The 24,556-nt window shown below is 67.6% G+C and carries 22 protein-coding genes and 1 tRNA gene; 11 read left to right on the forward strand and 12 right to left on the reverse strand.

Annotation, left to right across the window (positions count from 1 at the left end; translation table 11 throughout):
• Positions 1–28: 28 nt before the first annotated feature.
• On the reverse strand, positions 29–1,015 hold the full coding sequence (paaA, locus tag AC1Z3O_RS15220) for a 1,2-phenylacetyl-CoA epoxidase subunit PaaA (RefSeq protein ID WP_483516532.1): 987 nt from the start codon (positions 1,013–1,015) through the stop codon (positions 29–31).
• Positions 1,016–1,131: 116 nt separating this feature from the next.
• Here paaA and paaX point away from each other — a divergent pair, with 116 nt between their 5' ends.
• Both paaX and AC1Z3O_RS15230 read left to right on the forward strand, forming a co-directional pair.
• Positions 1,132–2,094, forward strand: coding sequence for a phenylacetic acid degradation operon negative regulatory protein PaaX (gene paaX, locus AC1Z3O_RS15225; protein WP_483516533.1), 963 nt, complete (start codon positions 1,132–1,134; stop codon positions 2,092–2,094).
• Between the two features lie 108 nt (positions 2,095–2,202).
• Positions 2,203–2,279 (forward strand) — tRNA-Met (locus AC1Z3O_RS15230).
• Positions 2,280–2,350: 71 nt separating this feature from the next.
• Here the strand turns inward: AC1Z3O_RS15230 and AC1Z3O_RS15235 are convergent.
• The 3 genes from AC1Z3O_RS15235 to AC1Z3O_RS15245 all read right to left on the reverse strand — a co-directional run bounded on the left by AC1Z3O_RS15235 (position 2,351) and on the right by AC1Z3O_RS15245 (position 5,461).
• Complete coding sequence (locus tag AC1Z3O_RS15235; protein ID WP_483516534.1) at positions 2,351–2,740, reverse strand: hypothetical protein; 390 nt, start codon at positions 2,738–2,740, stop codon at positions 2,351–2,353.
• A 356-nt stretch (positions 2,741–3,096) separates the two neighbouring features.
• A complete protein-coding gene (locus tag AC1Z3O_RS15240; protein ID WP_483516535.1) occupies positions 3,097–3,807 on the reverse strand; it encodes a hypothetical protein in 711 nt (236 codons plus the stop codon).
• Between the two features lie 325 nt (positions 3,808–4,132).
• Positions 4,133–5,461, reverse strand: a complete 1,329-nt coding sequence (locus AC1Z3O_RS15245; RefSeq protein WP_483516536.1) for a GGDEF domain-containing protein — start codon at positions 5,459–5,461, stop codon at positions 4,133–4,135.
• Positions 5,462–5,603: 142 nt separating this feature from the next.
• Here AC1Z3O_RS15245 and AC1Z3O_RS15250 point away from each other — a divergent pair, with 142 nt between their 5' ends.
• Positions 5,604–5,894, forward strand: coding sequence for an excalibur calcium-binding domain-containing protein (locus AC1Z3O_RS15250; protein WP_483516537.1), 291 nt, complete (start codon positions 5,604–5,606; stop codon positions 5,892–5,894).
• A gap of 104 nt (positions 5,895–5,998) precedes the next feature.
• Here AC1Z3O_RS15250 and AC1Z3O_RS15255 read toward each other — a convergent pair whose 3' ends face one another.
• From AC1Z3O_RS15255 to AC1Z3O_RS15265, 3 genes are all read right to left on the reverse strand, one after another.
• Complete coding sequence (locus AC1Z3O_RS15255) at positions 5,999–7,159, reverse strand: diguanylate cyclase domain-containing protein (RefSeq protein ID WP_483516538.1); 1,161 nt, start codon at positions 7,157–7,159, stop codon at positions 5,999–6,001.
• A 314-nt stretch (positions 7,160–7,473) separates the two neighbouring features.
• Positions 7,474–7,803 carry a hypothetical protein gene (locus AC1Z3O_RS15260; protein WP_483517620.1) on the reverse strand — a complete coding sequence of 110 codons (330 nt, stop codon included), beginning with the start codon at positions 7,801–7,803 and terminating at the stop codon, positions 7,474–7,476.
• 189 nt (positions 7,804–7,992) lie between these two features.
• Positions 7,993–8,589, reverse strand: coding sequence for a ParB-like protein (locus tag AC1Z3O_RS15265; protein ID WP_483516539.1), 597 nt, complete (start codon positions 8,587–8,589; stop codon positions 7,993–7,995).
• A 217-nt stretch (positions 8,590–8,806) separates the two neighbouring features.
• Between AC1Z3O_RS15265 and AC1Z3O_RS15270 the strand changes: the two genes are divergently transcribed.
• Complete coding sequence (locus AC1Z3O_RS15270; protein ID WP_483516540.1) at positions 8,807–9,259, forward strand: PA2169 family four-helix-bundle protein; 453 nt, start codon at positions 8,807–8,809, stop codon at positions 9,257–9,259.
• Positions 9,260–9,312: 53 nt separating this feature from the next.
• On the opposite strand, the gene AC1Z3O_RS15275 is transcribed toward AC1Z3O_RS15270, so the two are convergent.
• Positions 9,313–10,527 carry a cyanate transporter gene (locus AC1Z3O_RS15275; protein WP_483516541.1) on the reverse strand — a complete coding sequence of 405 codons (1,215 nt, stop codon included), beginning with the start codon at positions 10,525–10,527 and terminating at the stop codon, positions 9,313–9,315.
• Positions 10,520–10,978, reverse strand: coding sequence for a nucleoside deaminase (locus AC1Z3O_RS15280; protein ID WP_483516542.1), 459 nt, complete (start codon positions 10,976–10,978; stop codon positions 10,520–10,522). Before AC1Z3O_RS15280 ends, AC1Z3O_RS15275 begins: the two co-directional genes overlap by 8 nt.
• A 183-nt stretch (positions 10,979–11,161) precedes the next feature.
• Here AC1Z3O_RS15280 and AC1Z3O_RS15285 point away from each other — a divergent pair, with 183 nt between their 5' ends.
• Complete coding sequence (locus tag AC1Z3O_RS15285; protein WP_483516543.1) at positions 11,162–12,016, forward strand: LysR substrate-binding domain-containing protein; 855 nt, start codon at positions 11,162–11,164, stop codon at positions 12,014–12,016.
• A 30-nt stretch (positions 12,017–12,046) separates the two neighbouring features.
• Here the strand turns inward: AC1Z3O_RS15285 and AC1Z3O_RS15290 are convergent, their stop codons facing one another.
• Complete coding sequence (locus tag AC1Z3O_RS15290; RefSeq protein ID WP_483516544.1) at positions 12,047–13,021, reverse strand: NAD(P)H-dependent flavin oxidoreductase; 975 nt, start codon at positions 13,019–13,021, stop codon at positions 12,047–12,049.
• Positions 13,022–13,503: 482 nt separating this feature from the next.
• Between AC1Z3O_RS15290 and AC1Z3O_RS15295 the strand changes: the two genes are divergently transcribed.
• The gene (locus tag AC1Z3O_RS15295) at positions 13,504–15,219 is read left to right on the forward strand and encodes an MBL fold metallo-hydrolase (protein WP_483516545.1); all 1,716 of its coding nucleotides are present in this window, start codon (positions 13,504–13,506) and stop codon (positions 15,217–15,219) included.
• A gap of 51 nt (positions 15,220–15,270) precedes the next feature.
• Here the strand turns inward: AC1Z3O_RS15295 and AC1Z3O_RS15300 are convergent, their stop codons facing one another.
• Positions 15,271–16,254 carry a Bug family tripartite tricarboxylate transporter substrate binding protein gene (locus AC1Z3O_RS15300; RefSeq protein WP_483516546.1) on the reverse strand — a complete coding sequence of 328 codons (984 nt, stop codon included), beginning with the start codon at positions 16,252–16,254 and terminating at the stop codon, positions 15,271–15,273.
• Positions 16,255–16,309: 55 nt separating this feature from the next.
• Entirely contained in the window at positions 16,310–17,965 is a 1,656-nt protein-coding gene (locus tag AC1Z3O_RS15305) for an FAD-dependent oxidoreductase (RefSeq protein WP_483516547.1), read from the reverse strand.
• Between the two features lie 109 nt (positions 17,966–18,074).
• Between AC1Z3O_RS15305 and AC1Z3O_RS15310 the strand changes: the two genes are divergently transcribed.
• The 5 genes from AC1Z3O_RS15310 (at position 18,075) to AC1Z3O_RS15330 (ending at position 24,526) form a co-directional block, all read left to right on the forward strand.
• Positions 18,075–18,989 carry a LysR family transcriptional regulator gene (locus tag AC1Z3O_RS15310; RefSeq protein WP_483516548.1) on the forward strand — a complete coding sequence of 305 codons (915 nt, stop codon included), beginning with the start codon at positions 18,075–18,077 and terminating at the stop codon, positions 18,987–18,989.
• 61 nt (positions 18,990–19,050) lie between these two features.
• Positions 19,051–19,989, forward strand: coding sequence for a LysR family transcriptional regulator (locus tag AC1Z3O_RS15315; protein ID WP_483516549.1), 939 nt, complete (start codon positions 19,051–19,053; stop codon positions 19,987–19,989).
• 513 nt (positions 19,990–20,502) lie between these two features.
• Complete coding sequence (locus tag AC1Z3O_RS15320; protein ID WP_483516550.1) at positions 20,503–22,308, forward strand: flavin-containing monooxygenase; 1,806 nt, start codon at positions 20,503–20,505, stop codon at positions 22,306–22,308.
• Positions 22,308–23,108, forward strand: coding sequence for an SDR family oxidoreductase (locus AC1Z3O_RS15325; protein WP_483516551.1), 801 nt, complete (start codon positions 22,308–22,310; stop codon positions 23,106–23,108). The genes AC1Z3O_RS15320 and AC1Z3O_RS15325 overlap by 1 nt, the downstream gene beginning before the upstream one ends.
• A complete protein-coding gene (locus AC1Z3O_RS15330; protein WP_483516552.1) occupies positions 23,105–24,526 on the forward strand; it encodes an MFS transporter in 1,422 nt (473 codons plus the stop codon). The genes AC1Z3O_RS15325 and AC1Z3O_RS15330 overlap by 4 nt, the downstream gene beginning before the upstream one ends.
• Positions 24,527–24,556 lie beyond the last annotated feature (30 nt).

Genomic DNA, 24,556 nt, shown 5'->3' on the forward strand with positions numbered 1-24,556 from the left:
GTTGGCGGCGCACGTGGCGCCCTGGTGTTCAGGCGGCGGCGCGCTGTGCCTGCCGGTCTGCGTGGACGACCAGCGCCTCGCGGAACCACGCGCCGTCTTCCCATGCCTTCACGCGGGTGCGCAAGCGTTCGCGGTTGCAAGGGCCGTTGCCGCGCAGGACGTTGTAGAACTCGTCCCAGTTGATGGCGCCGAAATCGTAGTGGCCACGCTCCTCGTTCCAGCTGAGGTCCGGATCGGGAATGGTCAGGCCCAGGTACTCAGCCTGCGGCACGGTCTGGTCGACCATCTTCTGGCGCAACTCGTCATTGGAGAACAGCTTGATGCGCCATTGCATGGATTGCGCACTGTTGGGCGAATCCGCGTCCGACGGGCCGAACATCATCAGCGCCGGCCACCACCAGCGGTTCAGCGCATCCTGCGCCATCTGCTTCTGCTCCGCCGTGCCGCGGCACAGGGCGAGCAGGATGTCGTAGCCCTGGCGCTGGTGGAACGACTCTTCCTTGCACACGCGCACCATCGCGCGGGCATAGGGACCGAAGGAGCAGCGGCACAGCGGCACCTGGTTGATGATGGCAGAGCCATCCACCAGCCAGCCGATGGCACCGATATCGGCCCAGTTCAGCGTCGGGTAGTTGAAGATGCTCGAGTACTTGGCCTTGCCGGCGTGCAGGTCGTCCAGCAGCTGGTCGCGTGACACGCCGAGCGTTTCCGCCGCGCTATAGAGATAGAGCCCGTGGCCGGCCTCGTCCTGGATCTTGGCGAGCAGGACGGCCTTGCGTTCCAGCGATGGTGCACGCGTGACCCAGTTCCCCTCGGGCAACTGCCCCACGATCTCCGAATGCGCGTGCTGCGAGATCTGGCGGACCAGCGTCTTGCGATAGGCCTCGGGCATCCAATCCTTGGCTTCGATCTTGATGCCGGCATCCACGCGCGCCTGGAACTCACGCTCCTGCGGGTCCATCTCTTCCATCGCGCGGAGCCGCGTTGCCCCTGTTTCCACCAACTGTGCGTACATCTTCTGCTCCCCACCGTCAGGTCTTGATCTGCATCAACTTCATCGGTTGAGATGGATCATAGTGATACAATTTGATTCAAACAATCGACGTTTGTGTATCACTTTCGAGGCCCGCAATGGCGACAGGTCCCGACGCTGAGCAGGTTTCAGCACAGGTCAAGCGGCTGACGCGAGGCCTGAAGCTTGGCGCCAATTCCATGCTGGTGACGTTGTACGGCGACGTAGTGACGCCGCGGCCGCAGGCCATCTGGCTGGGCAGCCTGATCCGGCTGGCGGCACCGTTCGGCATCAACGACCGGCTGGTGCGCACGGCCACCTTCCGCCTGGCCGCCGACGACTGGCTCAACGCCACGCGCATCGGGCGGCGCAGCTACTACGGCCTGTCGGAAGCCGGGCTGCTCCGCATGGTGCATGCCGGCAAGCGCATCTACGCCGGCGAGGCCCCCGACTGGGACGGCCGCTGGACGCTGGTGTTCGTGCGCAGTGACGCGCGCGCCACGATCCGGCAGCACTTGAAGCGCGAGCTGCTGTGGGAAGGCTTTGGCGCCATCGCCGCGGGCGTCTACGCGCATCCCAACGCCGACCCGGCCTCACTGCTGGAGATCATCCACGCAGCGCACGCGCAGGACTATGTGGCCGTGATGGAGGCACACAGCCTGGAAGCCTTCTCGCTCACGCCGCTGCAGGCGCTGATGCACCAGACCTTCCGCCTGGGCGACGTGGCCAGCGCCTGGCAGGCCTTGCTGCGCCGCTTCTCGCCCATGCAGGAAGAGGCCGCTCGCCTGGCACCGGCCGACGCCTTCTTCGTGAGGACCCTGCTGGTGCATGAGTACCGGCGCGTGCTGTTGCGCGACCCCAACCTGCCCGAGAAGCTGCTGCCGCTGGACTGGCCAGGCCGCATCGCACGGATCATGTGCCGCGACATCTACCTCGCCTTGCTGGAGGCCAGCGAAAACTACCTGCATCGCGTTGTAGAAGTGGCGGATGGCCCGCTCCTGAATGCCGCCCGTGCGCTGCGCAAGCGCTTTGGCGCGGGCAGCTACGCGGAGGCCGGGCGCGACCACACGCTTCCCCTATAACTCACGCAAAGTCTTGACACGCGCGCGCACTTTGCGCATGATTCGGGCCCTGGGTGGCTGCCACGTCGATCAGACGTTCGGTGCCTCTTCGGAAAAAGCAGGTTGCAAGGCGAATTAGCTCAGTTGGTTAGAGCGACGGAATCATAATCCGCAGGTCCGGGGTTCGAGTCCCTGATTCGCCACCAGATTCAAGCGAAAGCCGCGTTCCCGTAAGGGTTCGCGGCTTTTTTGCTTTGGCTTGCCTGCGTGGCTGGACTCAGGCGAGCTTTTCTTTCAGGAACGCCACCAGATACGGGGTAGCGGCTGCGGCCACGGTGGCCGCAGTGCCCGGGTCAATGCCCATTTTCTCCGCAAGCGACTCAGCCACACGGCCGGTCAGGACACCTTGTCCGCCCGCCACCAGTGACTGGAAAAAGCCATCGCCCCTGACCAAGCCGGCTGCGAATGCCGCAAAGAAGCTCTTCCCCGCATGCTCTCCCAAGAGACCGGCGTTCTGTTCTTCAACGTGGGCATGCGCAGTCTCTGCCGCTTGGCTCAGCATCTGCTGTGCATCATCGGCGCCGATGCCCTGCGCCGCCAAAGCCTGGGCCGCTTGGCTCCCATGCTCCGAAGCAAGAAATTCGGAAACGAGTTGCTGTACATCCATGGCACTCCCTCCTGCGAAGGTGACGATCCAGATACCCGAACTGGGGCTGAGGCGACAGGACAGACCTGTGGACGCCGCCTGACAATGCTATCAGCGCTGTGTGAAAGCTGACCGAGCAATGCGCGGCAAGCTCGGAGGGGAAACAGGTCCGGGTCGGTTGCCGTCGGGTGCCAAAGGATGCGGCCGCCGATATGTGCGGACGTGGCCATCTTGCCGGCCTGCTTCCGGCGAGATGGCCACGTAGTCGCACGACGTAAGGCCCGACCGTGAGAACAAAAGCTCACCGCGACGGCGCGCTATGCGTGAACCCGCATTGCTCACGTGGCTTCTTTCGGCGCCGTTTCAGGCTGGCCCCACTACTGGAATGTCAGAGAACCCTGCTGCCCATTGACGGCAAAACCGGTCACCTTTTCCGAAACGAACTGGATGTTACCCATGGTGTCGATGCGCAATGTCAATTGTGCATCCGCGGTCTTGGCGTTGTTGTTGTCGAAATCGGTTTCAATGAACGTGACCAGCAGACTGGAAGACGTATCTGCAGCCACGCTGAAGGCAAGCGTGACGGAGCCGGTCTTGGTCTTTTGGGTGCCGTCGGAGAACTCCGTAGCCGTGACGAGCGTCGCGGCATCGCCCGCTTTTACCGAAGCAGGATACGTGTAGTCCGGAAAGACAATGACCGGACCGCCCAGGTCTTCCAGGACTTCCGCAAAAGTGGCCGGATTCCTGAAAATCGTTCTTGAAACTGAAAACGGACTGGAAACACCATTCGCCGTGACGGTCCCGGAAATCGTCTCGGCTGTCTTGAGGACGGCGACACCATTGAGCGTGGCCGCAACCGCCTTGTCATCCTTCAGTGTGCCAGACCCTGTCACAGGGATAGCCCCGACTGTACCCGATACCGCGAAGTTGACCGTAATGCCGTTATTGACCTCGTTGGCGACGGCAGACTGCAGGGGAACAGAGACGTCCTGCGTCGATGCACCGCCACTGCCACCACCACCTCCGCCACCACCGCAGGCACCAAGAAATATCGCAAAGACGATGGCCATCACGTTAGTCTTGTGCATTGCCGTCTCCCCTTCGATAGTTAATTTTTTTAACCAGTATATGGGGCTGCCGGTCTAGCACAATGTGCTTTACTTTTCCTCAGATCTTCTCGAGATTTACTTTGTAACCTTAATGAAACCGGTCGCCAATGTTGCGAGAGCAATCCATCGAGGATTGATCAAGAATCCGCGCCATTTGAAATTGGAAAATTCCAGCGTGATATGCAGTAACCAGTGAGGTCGTGCTGTGAAGAAAACGGTAGAGCGAACTGCGTACGCGCTGAAGCGCACTTGCCTTCATGAAGCGTCGCGGCACCGCACCCGCTGGGCGTGACGGCCCCGCGGTTCAGCCGGCGCAAGCGGCCTGCATGCATGCGCTGGCCTGGCGATCGCACTCCACACAGTTCCTACCCTTGCGCTTGGCGGCGTAGAGCAGGGAGTCCGCCCTGGAGAGCAGCGCATCCAATGATTCCCCTGCTGCGAGTTCGGCTACGCCGAAGCTGGCCGTGACTCTATGCGTGCCCGGCAGCGCCGCAAAGCGCGACGCCTCCAGGACCTGGCGCAGGCGATCGGCCAGTGCCCAGGCGCTGACCACGCCGGTGTCGGGCAGCATCACGACAAATTCCTCGCCGCCGATGCGGGCAGCGATGTCGCGATGGCGGACGTTCTCGCCGATGATGCCGCCGAACGTGGAGAGCACGACGTCTCCAGCAGTGTGGCCGTAGTTGTCGTTGATGTACTTGAAATAGTCGATGTCACACAGCACCAGGCTCAGCGGCCGGTCATGGCGTGGCGGAATCTCACGACGGGCCAGCCGTTCGAAGCTGCGCCGGTTGCGCAGCCGCGTGAGCGCGTCGGTATCTCGTTCCCTGCGCAGCGCATCGAACACATCCATCGCCGTAGCCGCCAGCAGCGTCAGCGCGAGCATGGCAAAGAACAAGGACACCGCAAAGTGGAAGGCGATCCAGTACGGCGAGTGGCTGAACGTGCAATGCGCATCGTGGGCTGCGTAAGTCTTGAGCACCATGCGCGGCAGGAAGCTGAGGGCAAACAGCAGGAAGATCCAATACAGCGCACGGTCGACCGGGCGGCCGGTGCGCAAGCGGCCGAGCCGGGCGACGCCGACCAGGAAGAACAGCGCGACACCGCCGTTGAGGATGTAGATGCGCGCATCCAGGTCCGGCTCCGCGTAGCGGAAGTAGGCAAGCGCGGCCAATTGCAACGCCGCCAGGATCATCAGCGGAACCGCGTCGAAGCGCGCGTCGGCATACACCAGGATGCCGCGCAGCAGCAGCAGGGTGCTGCTGACGTAGAGCACGACGGACGGCATGGTATTCCACACGGCGTCTTCCGGCGGCCACAGCACCTGCAACGTCGCAGCTACGGCGTAGAGCAAGAAGGCTCCGCCGATCATCAGCAGATAGCGACGCGCCTCTACATACTTCCAGGTCAGAAGGAAACTGAGCGATAGCAGTATGACGAGGGCGGGATTGCTCAAGGCCAGTACTTGGCCGGTGCAAGGCAGCACGAAGAACCCCGAATTTTGTTTTTCTCGATTGGCCGGGTGTGCCGGTGCGGCACACATGAGCAAAGCAGTTCGCGACGCTGCTGCCACGGCATGTCGGCATCGCCGCTGTGCCGGAATGGTCTGCATTCTACCGCCGCCCAGGTGCACGAGGCGCCCGTGTGCGCATGTCAACCGAAAACAATCGCAAACGCCGGCGGGCGGGAAAGCGGCCTGCGTAACGTCGACCTCGCATTGCGCCGCGCGCAGCGGGAAATATGGCATCCTTCACACAAAAAACGAGAAGGGTCATATGTACAAGTTCTTGCTGATCATTGCGGCCGCAGTCGGCGGCCTTCTCTACTACAAGACGCACGCCCCCGTCCCGGCGGATGTGGTTCAGGCCGAGCCGCAGAGGCTGGAGATCGCTGCGGCACCGGTGGTGGCAGACCCTGGCTTCCGCTGCGAGGGAAAGCAGCACTGCAGCCAGATGACCTCCTGTGCGGAAGCTCGCTTCTACCTGAAGCACTGCCCAGGCGTAAAGATCGACGGCGACGGAGATGGCATCCCATGCGAGACGCCGCCCCTCCAATGTGCGTTCTGAGGTAAGCGCTTGGACAGCAGGATCGTGAACCGGTCACGCCGTGAGCGATGCGACCTGGCCTTGTCGGTTGCGCGCAGGCCTCGGCGCGACGCCCGCCGATCCGATTACACCGCTGCAGCCACGTGGAAGCGGCCCTTCCCCTCTGCCTTGGCGACATAGAGCGCGCGGTCTGCGACTTTCAGGATGGCATCCGCACTTTGGCCGTCCGCCGGAACCGGCGCAATCCCGATGCTCACGCTGATCGCCACCTCCGGCCCGTTGCTCAGCATGTAAGGGGCAGCGATCTCGTCCAGCAGCCGCGCGGCCAGCGCCTTCACCTCGTCTTCGCGATGGTCGTGCAGCAGGATGACGAATTCGTCTCCACCGATGCGCGAGACGCGGGCGCCTTCCGGCACGGCCGCCCGCATCCGCTCGGCCACCTGCTCGAGCAGCTCGTCGCCGCAGCCGTGCCCGTGTACGTCATTGATACCCTTGAAGCCGTCGAGGTCCATGTAAAGGAGCGCCGGACGGAGCGCCGCACGTGGCGCCATGGCACGGGCCCGCTCCATTGCCATGCGGATTTCCGCCAGCAGGCTGGCCCGGTTGAGCAAGCCTGTCAGGGAATCGTGGCGCGCGCGATGTGCGTTCTCCCGCTCCGACTGCATGGTCGCGACCAGGATGGCGTTCATGCGAAAGGATGCGCTTGTCATGCTGACCATATAGACGGGCAGCTGAACCAGCGTGAGCAGGAACAGGGGTTCGCGCGCGACGATGGCGCCCAGGCAGCAGGGGCCGAGCGCCAGGAGAATCATCAGCCCGGTCATCCTGGGCGCGCCGAAGTTCCGGAAGCAGATGCCGCCGACCATGGCCGCGGACGAAAGGCAGGCGAGCGCTGCCGACAGCCAGTCACCGCTGACGATGCTCAGGTACGTCCCCAGTCCCACGCTGAATGCCCAGGCCAGGCTGAGCACGATATGCAGGTCGGTGTGCGTCGACCGTCCGGCACGCGCTCTGCGCCGCGCCGACATCAACACGCCGATACGGCTGATGCAGACCAGGCACTCGAGTCCGAGCCACGCGAAGAACTGCACCTTCTGCATGTGCCAGGTAATCAGCGCGGCCACCAGCAGCGTATTGACAACGCCGCCGATGAAAATCGACAGAGTGCCGAACAGGCTGCCGATCAAGGCATGCTGGATATCCGTTGGCACGTCCCGATCGGTCCCCACCAGCCATCTCGTCGAGCGCCAGCGCGGCAGCGTGAAAACCTCGGTCAGTTCGGGCATGAGTGTTGGGGTATCGGCTGGCCGGCTCTGTGTCGTGCCTGGCGGCTCTGGACAGCCTGTGTCGTGACGCGTGAAGCATATCATCCGGCCCCGTCACTTCGCCTCTTCCAGTACGCCGCCAGGGTGCTCGCCGCGCTGGCCGGAGCACCGCCCCCCCTCTGGCACGCGCAGGCGGCTGGCCGCCGTACAGCCGCCGTACAGCCGCCGGACAAAAAGAGAGGGGCCGAGGCCCCTCTCTCCTGCTTTCCTCCACCTTATCCGTTCCGCCCCGCTGCATGGCGCCGTGCGCCGGCATGCAGGACGAAAAGCGCGCTTCACTGGCCGATCTGGCGGCTGACGGCGTTCTCCTGCTGGTTGAGCGCATGCTGCTCCGCACCCGTGACATGGCCCCCGTCGTGGCTGGCCATCACACGTTCTTCCTGGCGGATCTGGTGGTCTTCGTGATGCAGCTTGGCTGCCTCGCGGTGCGACATTTCCCCTTCCCTGACTTCCCTGTCGATGCGCTTGTTCTGCTTGGCCAGGCGATCGTTCACTTGATCCCTGCGCGGATGGTTCTTATCCCACTGCGTCTCGTGTGCCATGGCACCGCCCGCCAGGCCGGCGGCGAGGATGGCAACGGTCAGACCGCCAATCAGTTTGCGCATAAGCATGAAGCACTCCCGGTTCGTTGATGCCGGGCGCGGATCGCCCGTCATGCCCCGACTAACGCCGGCCGAAAATGCCCCGATGACAGCGGACACGCGGTGCTTTGTAACGGTTTATGAACTGCGCGGCGCATCGGCCGCCCGCTCTGCCGCCTGCGCACCCCGCCTGGCGCACCTGATCCCGTTGGCTTAGGACGCCTTGTGGCCTGGCAGACCGACGGCCAGCTTGCCTTTGGCCAGCGAGAGCCCGGCCTGCACCGCGCCGTGGAAGTCGGCCTTGAGGTCCTCGACCGGAATCGACCGCCGGAAGAAGTCTGCCCACACGAACTCGGCAAACGCGGTCGGTGTCTTGTCATACCCGCCCGCATCGCGCACGTAGCCCGCCAGCGAGCGATAGGGATCGTCGATGAGCTTCTCCAGGTGCGAGGGAATCTGCGCGTAATAGTGCCGCACGCCGTTCTCGTCGAGCGGGTGCACCCACAGGTTGTTGTCCATCTCCTGCCAGAAGGCATCCAACGCGCTGCCGGAGAGGTCCGCTTCGACGGTGAAGTAGCCGCTGGCGACGCCCGCCTCCAGCGCCGCACGCCCCAGGTGATGGTGGTCCGTGATGTAGAGCTTGCCGCCCGGCCCCAGCACCGCGGGGATCGGATGGGCCTGCATGAACGCCTGCTGCTCGGCGGCGCTCAAGGAGGCGAGGTGCTTCTTCTTGTCGTGCACCTCGATCATGCCGACCGTGATCTGTGTCGGGTGCAGTTCATGGATCAAGGCTTCGCGGATCTTTGCCATCGCTTCTCTCCGGGCGTGCATCGCGCAGGGCGACGTGGAACGGACCTTCATGGCCCCTGCGCCGTGCCGTTCGCCACCCGCTTCCTATACTGTTGCTGACGGTGGTGCGTATTGCGCGCCCTCCGCCAATTAAAGCCGGCCGGCACGCTGCCGGCATTCAGCCGGCGCAGAGGTGCGCATGAATTCTCATTGGCCGGGCACAGCGAAGGAGACTGTCATGACCAACGCACAAGGCCAACTCATCACCACTTTGAACCACCTGATCGAGCTCGGCAAGGATGGCGAGCTCAGTTGCACGACAGGCGCCCGCGAAGTGAAGAATTCGGAAATCCGGGCCATCCTGACCGGCACGGCGGAATCCTGCCGCGCTTCGGTAAGCGAGCTGCAGGGGCTCGTCACCTCGCTCGGCGCCCAGCCGCGCGACCGGGGCACCATGGGCGGCACGCTGCAACGCGGCTGGATGGAGATACTGCACGTCATCGCGCCGAACAATGACGATGCGGTGCTGCAGCTGTGTGAACGCGGCGAAGAATCCGCCCGGCGGGAATATCAGTCCGCGCTGACGCAGGAGATGCCCGAGGCGATACGCGCCGTCGTGCAGCGGCAGTACGATGGCATGCAGCGGCACCATGAGCGCATCCACGCTATGCGCGGCATGCAGATCCACTGAAACAAGGAAGGCAAGCAAGGCATCGGGCGGCCGGGCAAACCGGCCGCCCGCCGTTATGCCGCGTGCGGCGCGGCACGGTGCGGCGCCGTCAGCGCCGCCGCATAGCCACGAGGTGCAAGGCGCGCCACCAGTACCGCCACCACTGCGACGCAGGCCAGGTGCGCGATCCAGCCCGCCCCGAAACCACCGCTCAGGTCGCGCAGCACTGCCGTGACCCACGGCGCCATCGCCGCGATCAGGAAGCCGCCGCCCTGCATCAGTGCGCTCAGTTCGCCCGCCTGCTCAGGGCTGGGCAGGTGGTCGAGCGCCACGATCATGCACAGGGCGAAGCAGCCGCCCAGTCCCGCACCGCTGATCACCGCCCAGGTGCGTGGCGCCACATCCGGCCAGAACGCGAACGCGGCGAAGCCTGCGGCCTGCAGCGCCAGCGTCAGCCACAACCAGGGCCTGCGGTCCTGCCAGTCCGCCGTCAGCATGGGCAGCAGCAGCGCCGCGCCGGCCTGCGAGAGCGCCATCAGCGCCAGCAGGCTGCCACTGTGCGCGCTGGTCCAGCCGCGCGCCTGGTAAAAGGCCGCCAGCCACGCCACCAGCGAGGCATAGCCGCCGTTGACCAGACCGAAGCAGGCCATCAGCAGCCAGGTACGCGGCCGGCGCAGCAGCGCTGCCGAGGGCGCAGCCGCGACACCGGGGGACGCGGCCCGCCCGGGCAGGACGCGCCATGCCAGCAGCACCGCCAGCCAGGCCGGCAGGGCCCAACCGGCCAGCGCGCCGCGCCAGTCGCCGGACCACTGGGCCAGCAGCGGCGTGATCTGCGCGCCGAGCGCGCCGCCTCCCATCAGGGCGGCGGAGTACAGGCCCATCACGGGCGCCACGTGGCCGGCGAAGCGTTGCTTGATCATGCCAGGGAACAAGGCCTGGATCAGTGCCACGCCAAGGCCGCACACCGCCGCAGTGGCGATCAGCGCGGCGCCGGCCGGCCAGGCCGCGCGCAGTGCGGAGCCGGCGCCCAGCAAGGCCAGCGCGCCCAGCACCGCGTGGCGGGCATCCACGGCCCGCCGCAGCAGCGGCGTCAGCAAGGCGCCCACCCCCATCAGCAGCATCGGCAACAAGGTCAGCCAGGCCATGCCGCGATAGTCCAGGCCGGTGCCGCTATGGATCAGGCCGGCCAGCGGGCCGATGCCGGTCAGGAAAGGGCGCAGGTTCAGGCCGACCAGCACCACCACCGCGAGCCAGGCCCCGCGTGGCACGCGCTGACCCCGATCAGGCACGGCCGCTCCGCGTGCCGTAGAGCGTCATCGCGCTCACGCCCGTGTCCAGGCGCGTGAGCGGCAGCGGCGGTGGCGTCAGCGGCAGGCGCAGGGTGCGGTAGGCCGCTTCGCTCGAGAGGCCGAAGGGCGCCGCATCGTCATTGTCGAAGGCGTAATAGACCGCCTCGACCCCTGCCATCACCATGGCCGCCAGGCACATCGGGCATGGGTGGCCGCTGGCATAGACCACGCTGCCCGACAGGTCAGGCCGGCCCAGCCGCCTGGCGGCGGCGCGAACCGCCTCCATCTCCGCATGGGTGGTCGGATCGTGGCTGTGCACGATGTCGTTCACGCCGGTGGCAACGATCTCGCCGTTCAATGCCAGCACGGCGCCGAACGGACGGCCGCCGCGCGCGCGGTTGTCTGCGGCGAGGCGCACCGCCTCGCGCAACAGTGCTTGGTGTGTGGACATGGAGACTCCCTGCAGGGGCGGCGCGGGCCAGCCGGGGCCCGCCACCGCGGTTCGGACGTCTCGCCGCGGATGCGCAGGAGTGCGCCGGCGGGACAGTGGATAGTCAGGCCATTCTAGGAAGCGCCTTGTCGATTGGGAAATTAAATGATGAAATGAGCGTCAGTGGATTTTCGAATACCCGCCATGCTCGATCCCGTCCTGCTGCGCAGCTTCGTCGCCGTTGCCGACACGGGCAGCTTCACGCGCGCGGCCGACAGCGTCCATCTCACGCAGTCCACGGTCAGCCAGCACTTGCGCCGGCTGGAAACCCAGGTGGGCTGTGAACTGCTGAACCGTGGCGGCCGCTATGTGACGGCCACGCCCGAAGGCGAACAGCTGCTCGGCTATGCGCGCCGCATTCTCCAGCTGATGGACGAGGCGGCAGGCCAGTTGGCACAGGGCGGCGCCCAGGGCGAGATACGGCTCGGTGTGCCGGAGGATTTCGTCGCCCGCACGCTCACGCCGACGCTGGCCGCCTTTGCCGACGCCTATCCGGGTGTGCGGCTCGAAGTGACCAGTGGCCTGAGCCACGAGCTGTGGCAGCGATTCCAGCGCGGCGAGCTGGACCTGGCGCTGATCAAGCAACGCGTGGGCAGCGCGCCAGGACAGGCCAGCTGGCCCGAGCCGCTATGCTGGCTGGACAGCCGCGCCCGCCCCACGCGCATGCGCGACCCGCTGCCGCTGGTGGCATTCCCGCTGGGCGGGCTCTATCGCGGCGAGATGACGCATCTGCTCGACGCCACCGGCCGGCGCTGGCGCATCGCCTATGTCAGCGCGAGCCTGGCCGGCATCCGCGCGGCGGTGGAAGACGGCCTGGGCATCACCATGCTGCCGCGGCGGCTGGCGGCCGAAGGACACCGCGTGCTGGAGGCGGCCGATGGCTTCGAAGCGGCCCCCGCGCTGGAACTGAGCCTGCATGTGCAGGCCGAGACCGCGGCCCACACGCGCGACCTGGCCACGCGGCTGGCCGCGGTGTGCGACCGGGCCATGCGGCAATAAGCCCGCCGAATAAGCCCGCCGCGGCGCCGCTCAACCGAGCATGCGGTCCAGGCGCTCACGGATGATGCGGTGCGCGTCAGCCATGATCTTGTCGATCAGCGCCTTGACCGTCGGCACGTCGTCGATCAGGCCGGCCACCATGCCGCAACTCCAGGCGCCGGCGTCCAGTTCGCCTTCGACCATGACCTTCGGGTAGACACCGGCGACCTGATCGTAGATATCGGCAATCTGCAGCGCCGCGCCCTTCTCCCGCTCGACTTCCAGCAGCCGGTCGACGCCGGCATTGCGCAGCACGCGCTCCGTGTTGCGCAGCTGGCGCATGATCAGGCGCGTGTCCAGCTCGCTGGCCTGGACGATGGCCTGCTTGACCTTCTCATGCACCGGCGCCTCCTGCGTGGCGATGAAGCGCGTACCCATATTGATGCCGTCGGCGCCCAGCGCCAGCGCTGCCACCAGGCTGCGCGCATCCGCCATGCCGCCCGAGGCCACGAACGGAATGCGGAGCTCATCGGCCGCGCGCGGCAGCAGGATCATGTTCGGCACATCGTCCTCGCCGGGATGCCCGCCGCACTCGAATCCATCGACGCTGACGGCATCGCAGCCGATCTGCTGCGCCTTGAGCGCGTGCCGCACCGAGGTGCACTTGTGGATCACCTTGATGCCGGCCGCCTTCAGCGCCGGCATATAGGCCTCCGGGCTGCGTCCGGCGGTCTCGACGATGCGCACGCCGCCCTCGACGATGGCCGCGATGTACTCGGGATACGGCGGCGCGGAAAAGGTGGGCAGGAAGGTCAGGTTGACGCCGATCGGCTGGTCGGTCATCTCGCGGCAGCGTGCGATCTCGCGCGCCAGCAGCTCGGGGGTCTTCTGCGTCAGGCCGGTGATGATGCCCAGCCCGCCGGCGGCCGATACCGCCGCCGCCAGCTCGGCGAAGCCCACATAGTGCATGCCGCCCTGGATGATCGGGTGGCGGATGCCGAATAGTTCGGTGATGCGCGTCTTCATCGTCAGTCTCCTGGTGTCTTCTTCGTGAGGGCCGCCGCCGCGCGGCCGGCCCCTCTCGGGCCATGCTGCCTGCTCGTTTGGCTCAGTCCGGACAAGCGACGGGCGCCGTCGCCGGCGCCCGTCTTCCCCTTGTGTCCACCGCTATCGTAACCGCTATGCCGGTTGCGCTTGCGGCCGGCGTTGGAGCCCGTCCTCTACAAGGGGGGCGCATCCGGCCCACGCACGCCGCCACGGCATCCCGACTACACTAGTCCCCTGAATCACTGAAATTGGTCGGTGCCTGCCACGCGATGCGGGCCGGGTTGACACAGCGGCGTCGTTGCAAATGCTCGCAATAGCACAGCTATTGCTGCGCTTTGCGCCTAGCGCTGATTCCCGCATGGCATGTCCTTCACCTCCCATTTCAATGATTCAGCGGACTAGCGGATGGCGCCACCGGCCCGATCCGTTGCCTGCCCCACTCCGGAGACAACCCGCCCATCATGACAACGACAGACAAGAGCGGTAACCAGACCACGACCCACTCCCTGCGCAGCGCGGCCAGCGTGCTGGTGCTGCGCGACGGCTCCCACGGCCCCGAAGTGCTGATGGTGCGCCGCGCCGAGCGCGACAACGACCGCAGCAGCGGCGCCTACGTCTTCCCCGGCGGCACGCTGGATGCGCAGGACCGGACCATGCATGCCCACGCTGCAGGCCTGGACGACGGCGCCGCCAGCCAACGCCTCGGGCTGGCCGCGGGCGGACTAGATTTCTACCTCGCGGCGGTGCGCGAGTGCTTCGAGGAAGCCGGCCTGCTGTTCGCCTATGGCGCCGATGCGCAGCTGCTGACGCCCGGCCGGCTCGGTGCCGCCCAGCTTGCCCTGCTGCGCGACGCCGCACGCCGCGGCGGCCCCGGCCTGGCGCAGGCCTGCGCGCAGCTGCAGCTGCGGCTGGCGGTCGACCGGCTGGCCTACCACAGCTACTGGCTGACGCCGCCGGGCCTGCCCAAGCGCTTCGACACCCGTTTCTTCGTGGCCATCGCGCCGCCGGAGCAGACCGCCATCCACGACGGCGACGAGGTGGTCGAGCATTGCTGGATCCGTCCATCCGAGGCCATCCATCCGAGCAATGGTCTCAAGCTCGTCAACGCCACGCGGCGCAACCTGGCGGCCATCGCACACTTCGAGAGCGCCCAGTCCTGCTTCGATTTTTCCACGCAGCGGCGCGACATCGCCTGCATCATGCCCCGGCTGGCGAGCGGCCGCGCCGGCGTGCGGCCGGTGATGCCGGACGAGGCCAGCTATGCGGAGATCGGCCGCATCGATCCGCACGGCCGCGCCGACGCGCGCTACGAGCTGGAACCGGGTGCCGCGGTGAGGCTGTCGGAGCGCGTGTGGCGTGTCACTGCCGACAACGGCAGCGTGATGACCGGCCCCGGCACCAACACCTATCTGGTGGGCGACGCCGCGCGCAATGAATGGGCCGTGATCGATCCGGGCCCCGACGACGACAAGCATGTCCAGGCCGTACTGGCCGCCGCGCCGGGGCCGATCCGCTGGATTCTCGCCACCCACACGCATATGGACCATTCGCCGGCAACGGCCAGGCTGCAGGCGGCGACCGGCGCCACCGTGCTGGGCCGCGCCGCGCCCGCAGGCGCCAGGCAGGACGCAAGCTTCGCCCCCGCACGCGAACTGCAGCACGGCGAGCGCGTCATCCTGGGCGAAGGCAGCACGCTGCGCGTGCTGCACACACCGGGGCACGCATCCAACCACCTGTGCTTCCTGCTCGAAGAGGAAAAGATGCTGTTCACCGGCGACCACGTGATGCAGGGCTCCACGGTGGTCATCAACCCGCCCGACGGCGACATGCAGGCTTATCTCGACTCACTGCGCGCGCTGCAGCAGGAAGACCTGGAATGGCTGGCGCCGGGGCACGGCTTCCTGATCCCGCGGCCCGGCGATGCCATCCGCGTGCTGGTGCGCCACCGCCTGCAACGCGAGGCCAAGGTCGTGAGCGCGCTCGCTGCGCTCGGGCCGGCCGACATCGACACGCTGCTGGCGCGCGTCTACGACGACGTGCCGCAGCGCATGCACCCGGTAGCGCTGCGCTCGCTGATGGCGCACCTGCTCAAGCTCCAGGCGGAAGGACGCGCGCAGGAAACGGATGGCCGGTGGCAGGCGCTGGCCGGCGGGCCGGCCGACACGCAAGCCGCCTGAGCGGCCAGGGCGGCCACGGCGGGGCGGCCGCGCGGCGGCCGCGGCCGGCTGTTAGTCGACCGAGGCGCCCGAGGCTTTCACCACTCTCGCCCAGCGCGTGGTCTCGCTGCGGACATAACCGGCCAGCTGCTCCGGCGTGCTGGTACGCACCTCCGCGCCTTCGCCCAGCAGGCGATCCTTGACCTCCGGCATGTGCAGCACCTTGACCAGCTGCGCGCCATAGGCGCGGGCGATCTCGGCCGGCGTGCCCGGCGGCGCGACGATGCTCTGCCAGGCCACGGCTTCATAGGCCGCGGTACCGGGCACCTTGCTCTCCCTGACGGTCGGCACGTCCGGCAGGCTGGGCAGGCGCGCCGCCGATGTCACCGCCAGCGCGCGCAGCCGGCCGGCGCGGATATGCGGCAGCACGGGTGCGAGATCGGCGAACATCACCGGAATCTGGCCTGCCAGCAGATCCGTGAGCGCGGACGAGGTGCCCTTGTAGGGTACGTGCACCATCGACACGCCAGCGTCGGCCTTGAACATCTCCGCCGCCAGGTGCTGCGGGCTGCCGTTGCCTGCCGAGCCGAAGCTCAGCGTGCCCGGCTGCCCCTTGGCCAGCGCCACCAGCTCCGCCAGCGTCGTCGCCTTCACGGACGGATTGACCACGACCACCAGCGGCACCGCGGCCACCAGTCCAACCGGGGTGAAATCGGCCGGCTTGTAGGGCAGCGTCTTGTACAGCGATGGATTGATCGCCAGCGTCGTGCTGGTCGCCATCAGCAGCGTGCTGCCGTCGGCCGGCGCACGCGCCGCCAGCTGCGCCCCGAGGATCGTGCCCCCGCCGGGCCGGTTGTCGACCACGATGGGGCGGCCCAGTCCTTCGGAAAGATGCCGCGCGACGGTCCGCGCCAGGATGTCGGTGGTCCCGCCCGGCGTGTAGGGAACGATCAATGTGATCGGCTTGCTGCCCTGTGCCTGGGCCGTACCCAGCGTGTAGCAGGTCAGCGCAATGGCGAGCGTGCCGGCCCATCTGGCCGGTGTCCGTGGGGGCATGGTGTTGTCTCCTGGTTTTTATTGTCGATCATGGTATGGCAAACGTCGCGGGTGTTCAGGCAGACGGGGCTGCGCCGCGCAGGCGGTCGACCAGTGCGAGCGCGTCCGCGGGCAGCGCATCGCCGCGCCATGCCACGTGCTGGTCGGGGCGCGAGATCAGCAGCGCGTGGCGGTAGGCGGCGGGACGCACCGCGGCGGGCACATCCACCACCGTCAGTGGCAGGCCGCGCTGTGCTGCTGCGGCACGCAGCGGCTCCACGTCGACACCGGCATCGAAACGCAACAGCGCATAGTCGCTGCCCGCCGTGTCGTACAGCGAACTGCCATCCGCCAGCATGAAGTGCGGGGTGCGGCAACCCGGCACCGTCGACGCGGTGAAGCCGCCCATGGTGTAGCCGGGCTGGGCCTCGCCATCGTAGGCGATCAGCGGCGAGCGGTCGTAGTAGTAGCCGAAGTTCAGTCCCGCGCAGCAGTACTGCTGCACGTTGAGTTCGTAGGCGCGCGCGCCCACCTCCTCGCGCAGGCGCGCCGCCTCGGCGTCATCGCCCTCGATGCCGGCCGGCACCGCACCGCGCTCCCTGGCCATGGCGTGGGCATGGTTCATGGCGAAATAAGACACCTGCTCGGTGATCGGCATGCGCTCGCGCTCATAGGCGTCGAGGATGGCCTCGCCGGCCCAGCCATGCAGGCGTGCCGCCAGCAGCCAGGCGAGGTTGGCCGCGTCGGCGATGCCCGCGTTCATGCCGTAGCCCGCGTAGGGCACCCACAAGTGGGCGGCGTCGCCGCAGATGAAGATGCGCCGGTCACGGAAGCGGTTGGCCACCAGCCGGCGGCCGAACCAGTCTTCCTTGCTGATCAGCGTGTACTCGAACGACTCGTCCACGCCGAGGATCTGCCGGATGCAGCGGTCGCGGTCGACAGAGTCGAAGTCCGGCTCGTCATCCTTCAGGTAGTTGTGGACCAGCCACAGCTCCTTGCCGTCGATGGCGTAGACGTTGCCGCAGCGCCGCGGGTTGAGCGAGAAGGTGGCCCACGCCGGCGCGTGGCGGAACAGCTCGATCAGGCGCGGCGCGCGGATGAAGCTGGATTGCACGCGCTGCACCACGGCATCGCCTTCCAGGCGGGCGCCGATGGCGCCGCGCACCAGCGAGCGGCCGCCATCGCAACCGACCAGGTAGGCCGCCGTGTATTCCTGCGCCACGCCGCCGTCGAGGTCGCGCGCCCGCACCGTCACGCCGCCGCCGTCCTGCGCTACCTCGGTAACCTCCACGCGGTTGACGATGCGGATGCCCGGCATCGATTCCGCGTGCGCGAACAGCACCGGCTCCAGGTAGATCTGGTTGATCCGGTGCGGCGGCTCCATCGTCGGCCAGTCGGTATCCGGCCCGGCATCGCCGCGCAGGCGCCCGGCCCGCCCAGGGATGGGGATGCGCGTGAGCTCGGCGCCGGTGGCCGTGGTGCGGTAGGCCACATCGTGCGGGTAGTCGTCCGGCAGGCCGGCCGCGCGCAGGGCAGGCGCCACGCCGAGGCGGCGGAACACCTCCATCGAGCGTGCCGAGACGTGATTGCACTTGACGTTGGGCGGCTCGCCGCGATGGCGCCGCTCGAGGATCGTCACGGCAAGGCCGCGCGAGGCGAGATCCATCGCCAGCGTCAGGCCGACCGGCCCGGCGCCGATGATCAGCACGCTGCTGTTCTGGTCTTGGTTCATGGGGGCAGAGGGAGGGGGCAGAGAGTTGACAGAGTCGGTGTGCAAGACTCTAATGACCGCGATCCATGAGATCAAACGAAGAATATTTCTGAATCCATAAAGTCACTGCATGGATCCGACCCTGCGCCAGCTCAAGGCCTTCGTGCTTACCTACCATCACCGCAACCTGACACGTGCGGCGAGCGACATGTTCATCACGCAGTCGGCGGTCAGCGTGCTGATACGGCAACTGGAAGACGGGCTGGGCGTGCGCCTGTTCGAGCGTACCTCGCGCAGCCTGCGCGCCACCGCGGCGGCCGAGGACATGCTGCCCACCGCCGAGCGCATGCTGCGGGACCTGGAACAGATCAAGGGCAGCGCGCGCACGCTGGCCGAGCGTGAGCGCGGCCACCTCGCCTTCGCCTCCACACCCGCGGTGGCCGCATCGCTGCTGCCCGATCTGATCGCCGAATACCAGCGGCGCTATCCCGGCATCGCGGTACGCATGATCGACGTGCCGCCTGACCAGCTCACGGCGCCCGTGCTGAACGACGACGTCGAGTTCTGCATCGGCACGGTGGGCCGCAAGGCCGAGGGCGTGGAGCTGACCTGCCTGCTGCGCGACCAGCTCAGCGCCATCTGCCGCACCGACTCCGAGATCGCGCAGATGCAGACGGTCACGTGGCGGGACCTGCAGGGGGTGCCTTGCATCACCGTGGCGCGCGGCAACGGCATCCGCGAGCTGATCGACGACTCGCTGGCGCGCGCCGGCGAGCGGCTGCTGCCCGCCTATGAGTTCGTGTTCCTGACCACCGCGCTGGCCATGGCATCGGCAGGACTGGGCGTGGCGGTGCTGCCCAGCTTCCTGCTCGGCTCGCTGCAATACAAGCAGCTGGTGGCGAGGCCGCTGGAGCGGCCCGTGGTCGAACGCTCCATCCACCTGATCACGCGGCCCGGCCATGTGCTCTCGCCTGCCGCGACCGGCTTCCTGGAACTGTGGCGGGCGCGCTTCGGCAACATCGACGGCGCGCAGCCGAGGCGCTGAATGCCAGCGTGAATGCCGGCGGCCCCGTCATGCATAATGCGCATCAGCACTCGGGGAGACCATGGACCTGCGACAACTCCGGCATTTCCAGGCACTGTACCGGCTGCGCAGCTTCGCGCGCGCGGCGGACGAGATGGCCATGAGCCAGCCCGCGCTGAGCCGCAGCATCAAGAACCTGGAACGCGCGCTCGACTGCAGGCTGTTCGACCGCACCACGCACACGGTGACGCCGACCGAGGCCGCGCGCAGGCTGATCCACCAGGCGGAAACCGTGATCGCTGCCGCCGCCGCGCTGAAGGAGGATGCCGAGGCGCTGAAGGCACCGGGCCAGGGCGCGGTACGCGTCGGCTGCGGCGCCTTTCCGCTGCAGCCGCTGCTGACCGAGACGGTCGCCGCCTTCTCGCGCGATCACCCGCTGGTACACCTGACCCTGACCAGCGGCGACACCGCGCCGCTGCTGCAGCGCCTGCTCGACCGCGAGCTCGACCTCGTGGTCTGCGACCGCCGGCGCTTCGATGCCTCGCGCTTCGCCGAAGACATCATCATGATCGCGCTGCCGTCCGAGCCGCTTGCAGTGGTCTTCTCGACGGAGCATGAGGTCGCCCGGCTGCCGGGCAAGGCCATCGACTTCTCGGCCTATCCCTGGGCCCTGCCCAAGGTGCTGGCCGGCGGCGAGCCGGATTTCGCGCCGACCAGCATCGCGATGCGGGCGGGCGGCGCCTTCCCCCAATTCCAGCTGCAATCCACCGCGGCCTGCCTGGATCTCGCGCGCACCGGCGCGGCGCTCACGCTGGTGCCCTTGTCACTGGCCAAGCTCGCCGCGGCCGACGGCCGCCTCGGCTACCTGACCGCCGCGCGGCACCTGAGCACCAACGATGGCGTGCACATGCTCAAGGGGCGCAGCCAGACGCCGATCATGCGGGCCTTCGTCAAGGAGTTGCGCAGCACCGCGCGCCGCCTCGTGCAGCAGCACGCCCTGGCGCCGGACCACGCCGCCTGAGCGCCTGCCAGCACCGCTTTTCGCATGCCCCCGCCTCAATGACTGCTTCAGCAAACAACAGTCTTTGACGGCGCGGCGCCACCCTGCTGCGCCGCACACAGCGTGCCACGCCTTCTCGCGCAAGGCTTGCCTGGCCTGTGGCGGCGCAGGCGCAGCATGCAGCGTCGCTATTTGCTGATGCATGATTTGCATGACAAAACCGCGGTGCCCGCACCTAGAATGGGTTGCTGGAGCCCGCCCCCCGATGACAAGCGACAACGCCCCCGAACCCCGCGTCCTTGCGCGCCACTTGCCCGGCCCAGCCGGCCGGGCATTCGCGGCCCCGGCCACCATGCGGCCGGTCATCACGCACTCCCATGCCTGAAGCGCGGTACGGCTGCGCTTGCACCCCCGGCATGCACGACGGCCCTTCCCTGCGCGATGCCACCGCAACGTCGCCGGGCGGAGGCTGAGCGCCGCCCCTTCCTGCACAACGACATCCACACAACGACCCCGACACGGAGCTACCAAACGATGCAGCACGACGAACAAGGCCAGCACTTCGACCCGGCCTGGCTCAAGGAGAAGTATCGCCAGGAACGTGAGCGCCGCCTGCGCGCGGACGGCAATGCGCAGTACGTCGAGATCGCGGGCAAGCTGTCCCGCTTCGCCGACGACCCGCACGCCGACCCGGCGCTGCGCCGTGCGCCGCTGACCGACACCGTCGAGACCGTCGACGCCATCGTGATCGGGGGCGGCTTCGGCGGCCTGCTGGCCGCGGCGCGCCTGCGCGAGGCAGGCTTCGCACGCATCCGCATCATCGAGAAAGGCGCCGACTTCGGCGGCACCTGGTACTGGAACCGCTATCCTGGCGCGGCCTGCGACATCGAGTCCTATGTGTACATGCCGCTGCTCGAAGAAGTCGGAACCATGCCGAGCGAAAAATACGCCAAGGCACCCGAAATCCTGGCACATACGCAGGCCATCGGCCGCCACTTCGATCTGTACCGCGACGCCTTGTTCCAGACCGAGGCGAAGGCGCTGCATTGGGACGATGCCGAGGCACACTGGACCGTGCGCACCGATCGCGGCGACCGCTTGCGGGCGCGCTTCGTGGTGCTGACCACCGGACCGCTGAACAAGCCCAAGCTGCCCGGCATTCCCGGCCTCGACAGCTTTGCCGGCCACAGCTTCCACACCAGCCGCTGGGACTACGCCTACACGGGCGGCGACCATCGCGGCGGGCTGGACGGCCTGGCCGGCAAGCGCGTCGGCATCATCGGCACCGGCGCCACCGCGATCCAGTGCGCGCCGCACCTGGCGCGCTCGGCAGGCCACCTCTACGTGTTCCAGCGCACGCCCTCCTCGATCGACGTGCGCAACAACCAGCCCACCGACGCGGCCTGGGCCGCCAGCCTCGAGCCCGGCTGGCAGCAGCACCGCATGGACAATTTCAACAACCTCGTGTGCGGCATCCCGCAGGACGAAGACCTGGTCAATGACGGCTGGACGGACATCATGCGGCTGGTGCGGCCCGGCCGCCGTGCTGCCAATGCCATCGAGGCCATGCAGATGGCCGACTACGCCAAGATGGAGCAGATCCGGGCACGCGTGGATGCCGTGGTGCGCGACCCGGCCACCGCTGCGGCGCTCAAGCCCTGGTACAAGCAGTTCTGCAAGCGCCCCTGCTTCCACGACGAATACCTCGATATGTTCAACCAGCCCAATGTGACGCTGGTGGACACGGCAGGGCGCGGTGTGGAGCGCATCACGCCGGCCGGCGTCGTGGTGGACGGCCGCGAGTACCCGCTCGACTGCCTGATCTTCGCCACCGGCTTCGAGGTCGGCACCGGCTTCGCACGGCGCGCCGGCTTCGAGCTGCAAGGGCGCGGCGGCCTGTCGCTCACCGACAAGTGGGCCGACGGCGCATCCACCCTGCATGGCCTGCTGACGCGCGACTTCCCCAACTGCTTCATCGTGAGCGTGACGCAGTCGGGCCAGTCGCCGAACTTTCCGCACATGCTCAATGAGCAGGCCCGCCACATCGCCTACATCGCCAGCCGCTGCCTGGCCGACGGCGCGGACATGGTCGAACCGAGCGCCGCCAGCGAAGCAGACTGGAGCGCGACCATCGTCGCCGCGGGCGCGCGCCGCGCCGCCTACCAGGCAGAGTGCACGCCGGGCTACTACAACGCCGAAGGCGCGCTGTCCGCGCGCGAGATCCGCAACGGCCCCTATGGGCCGGGCGCGGCGGCGTTCATCGACATCCTCGCTGCCTGGCGCGCCAGCGGCGACTGCGCGGGACTCGAGTTCCGCCGCGTGACCGAGGAGGTACGCTGATGATCGCACGACGCGCAATCTTCATCACCGGCGCCGCCTCCGGCATGGGCCGGGAAACCGCGCGGCTGTTCGCCGCGCGCGGCTGGTTCGTCGGCGCATTCGACGTGGACAGCGCCGGGCTGGACAGCCTGGCGCGCGAACTGGGCGGCGAAGGCGGCGAGGCCGGCCTGTTCGCCCCGCTGGACGTCACCGACCGCGGCGCCTATCTCGCCGCGATCGATGCCTTCGGCGCGGCCACCGGCGGGCGCATGGACATCCTCTTCAACAACGCCGGCATCGGCGTCGGCGGCTACTTCGACGAGCAGCCGTGGGAGGCCATCCTGCGCGTGGTCAACGTCAACCTGGTGGGCGTGCTCAGCGGCATCCACGCCGCCATGCCGCTGCTCAAGGCCACGCCGAACGCGCTCTGCTTCAGCACCTCATCGGCCTCGGCCATCTTCGGCGCGGCCGGCATTGCCGTCTACTCGGCGACCAAGCACGCTGTCAAAGGCCTCACGGAGGCGCTGTCGGTGGAACTGTCGCGCCACGGCATCCGCGCGGCCGACGCCCTGCCCGGCCTGATCGACACGCCTATCCTGCCCGAGCGCGTGCGCGCGGGCGCGCCCGCTGAAGGCATGTGGCGCCTGCTGCCGCCCATCGCCGTGGCCGAGGCGGTGTGGTCTGCTTATCACGAAGACAAGCTGCACTGGTACGTGCCGCCGGAACTGGCCGCGCTCGACGTGCAGGTGACCGCCGAACCCGAGCGCGCACGCGACGAGCGCAAGCGCCAGCTGGCCGAACGAGGAGGATTTGCCCCATGAGCGCGACGCCGATGACTTCCACCGCGGTAGCCAACGAGCGCATGGCCCTGGGTGCCGTGTGCTGGTCGCTGTTCGAGGCGGGCCGCAACCCCTTCGTCATGCTGGTGACGATCTACGTCTTCATGCCCTACTTCTCCACCGTGATGGTCGGCGATCCGGTGCAGGGCCAGGCCATGGTCGCCACCTACGGCCAGTGGTCGGGCTGGATCGTGGCGCTGACGGCACCGCTGCTGGGCGCCTCGATCGACCGTGTCGGGCCGCGCAAGCCGCTGCTGCTGCTGGCCACGCTGGTGATGGCGGTGCTGATGATCGCGCTATGGTGGGCGCGACCCGACCGTACCGGGCTAGGCATTCTCGGCGTCGTCGTGGCCGCCACCGTGCTCAACGTCCTGTTCGGCTACACCGAGGTCCTGCACAACGCCATGCTGGCGCAGGCGGCAGGACCGCGCCTCGCACACAAGGCATCCGGACTCGGGCTGGCACTGTCCAACGCCATCTCCGTCGTCGTGCTGGTGTTCGTGCTGTGGGCCTTCGCCCTGCCCGGCAAGGTGGGCTGGAGCTGGATCCCGGCGCAGCCGCTGTTCGGCATGGACCCGGCCGCGCACGAGCCGGAGCGCATCGTCGGCCCGATCTCCGGCGTGCTCTTCCTGGTCGGCGCGCTGCCGATGTTCCTGTTCACGCCCGACGCGGCCCGGACCGGCAACAGTGTGGCGCAGGCGCTGCGCGACGGCGTGCGCACCGTGCTGGGCATGGTCGGCAAGCTGCGCGGCCACCGCGACATGACGGCCTTCCTGCTGGCGCGCATGCTCTATGTCGATGCCATGACGGCGGTGCTGCTGTTCTCGGGCGTCTACGCCGCCGGCGTGATGAAGTGGCATACGCTGACGATGCTGAGCTTCGGCGTGCTGCTGAGCGTCTTCGCCGCGATGGGCGGCATCCTCGGCAGCAAGCTCGACGCGGCGCTCGGGCCGAAGCGCGCGGTGCAGATCGAGGTGCTGATGACGCTCTTGGGCCTGACCGCCGTGATCGGCATGGCGCCGGACCGCATCCTCTACTTCTGGCACTTCGATGCGGCAGCGCACGCCCCGCTCTGGAACGGCCCCTTCTTCCGCACCTGGCCGGAGCTGCTCTATCTGCTGATCGGCTTCTCCAACGCCACCTTCATCACCGCCTCCTATTCCTCCAGCCGCACGCTGCTGCTACGGCTGTCTCCGCCGGGCGAGAGCGGCACCTTCTTCGGCATCTTCGCGCTGTCCGGCACAGCAACGGTGTGGCTGGGCTCCTTCATGGTCCACATCGCCACCGAGACCTTCCATTCGCAGCAGGCCGGCATGGGCGCCATCGCCATCCTGATGGCATGCGGACTGCTGGGCATGTTCTTCGTGCGCGGCGGGGGACGGCTCGGCCATCACGGCTGAGCGGGCGTCGTGCCGACACGGCGTCGGCGG

The sequence above is a fragment of the Cupriavidus sp. 09_S30 genome (assembly GCF_056930435.1).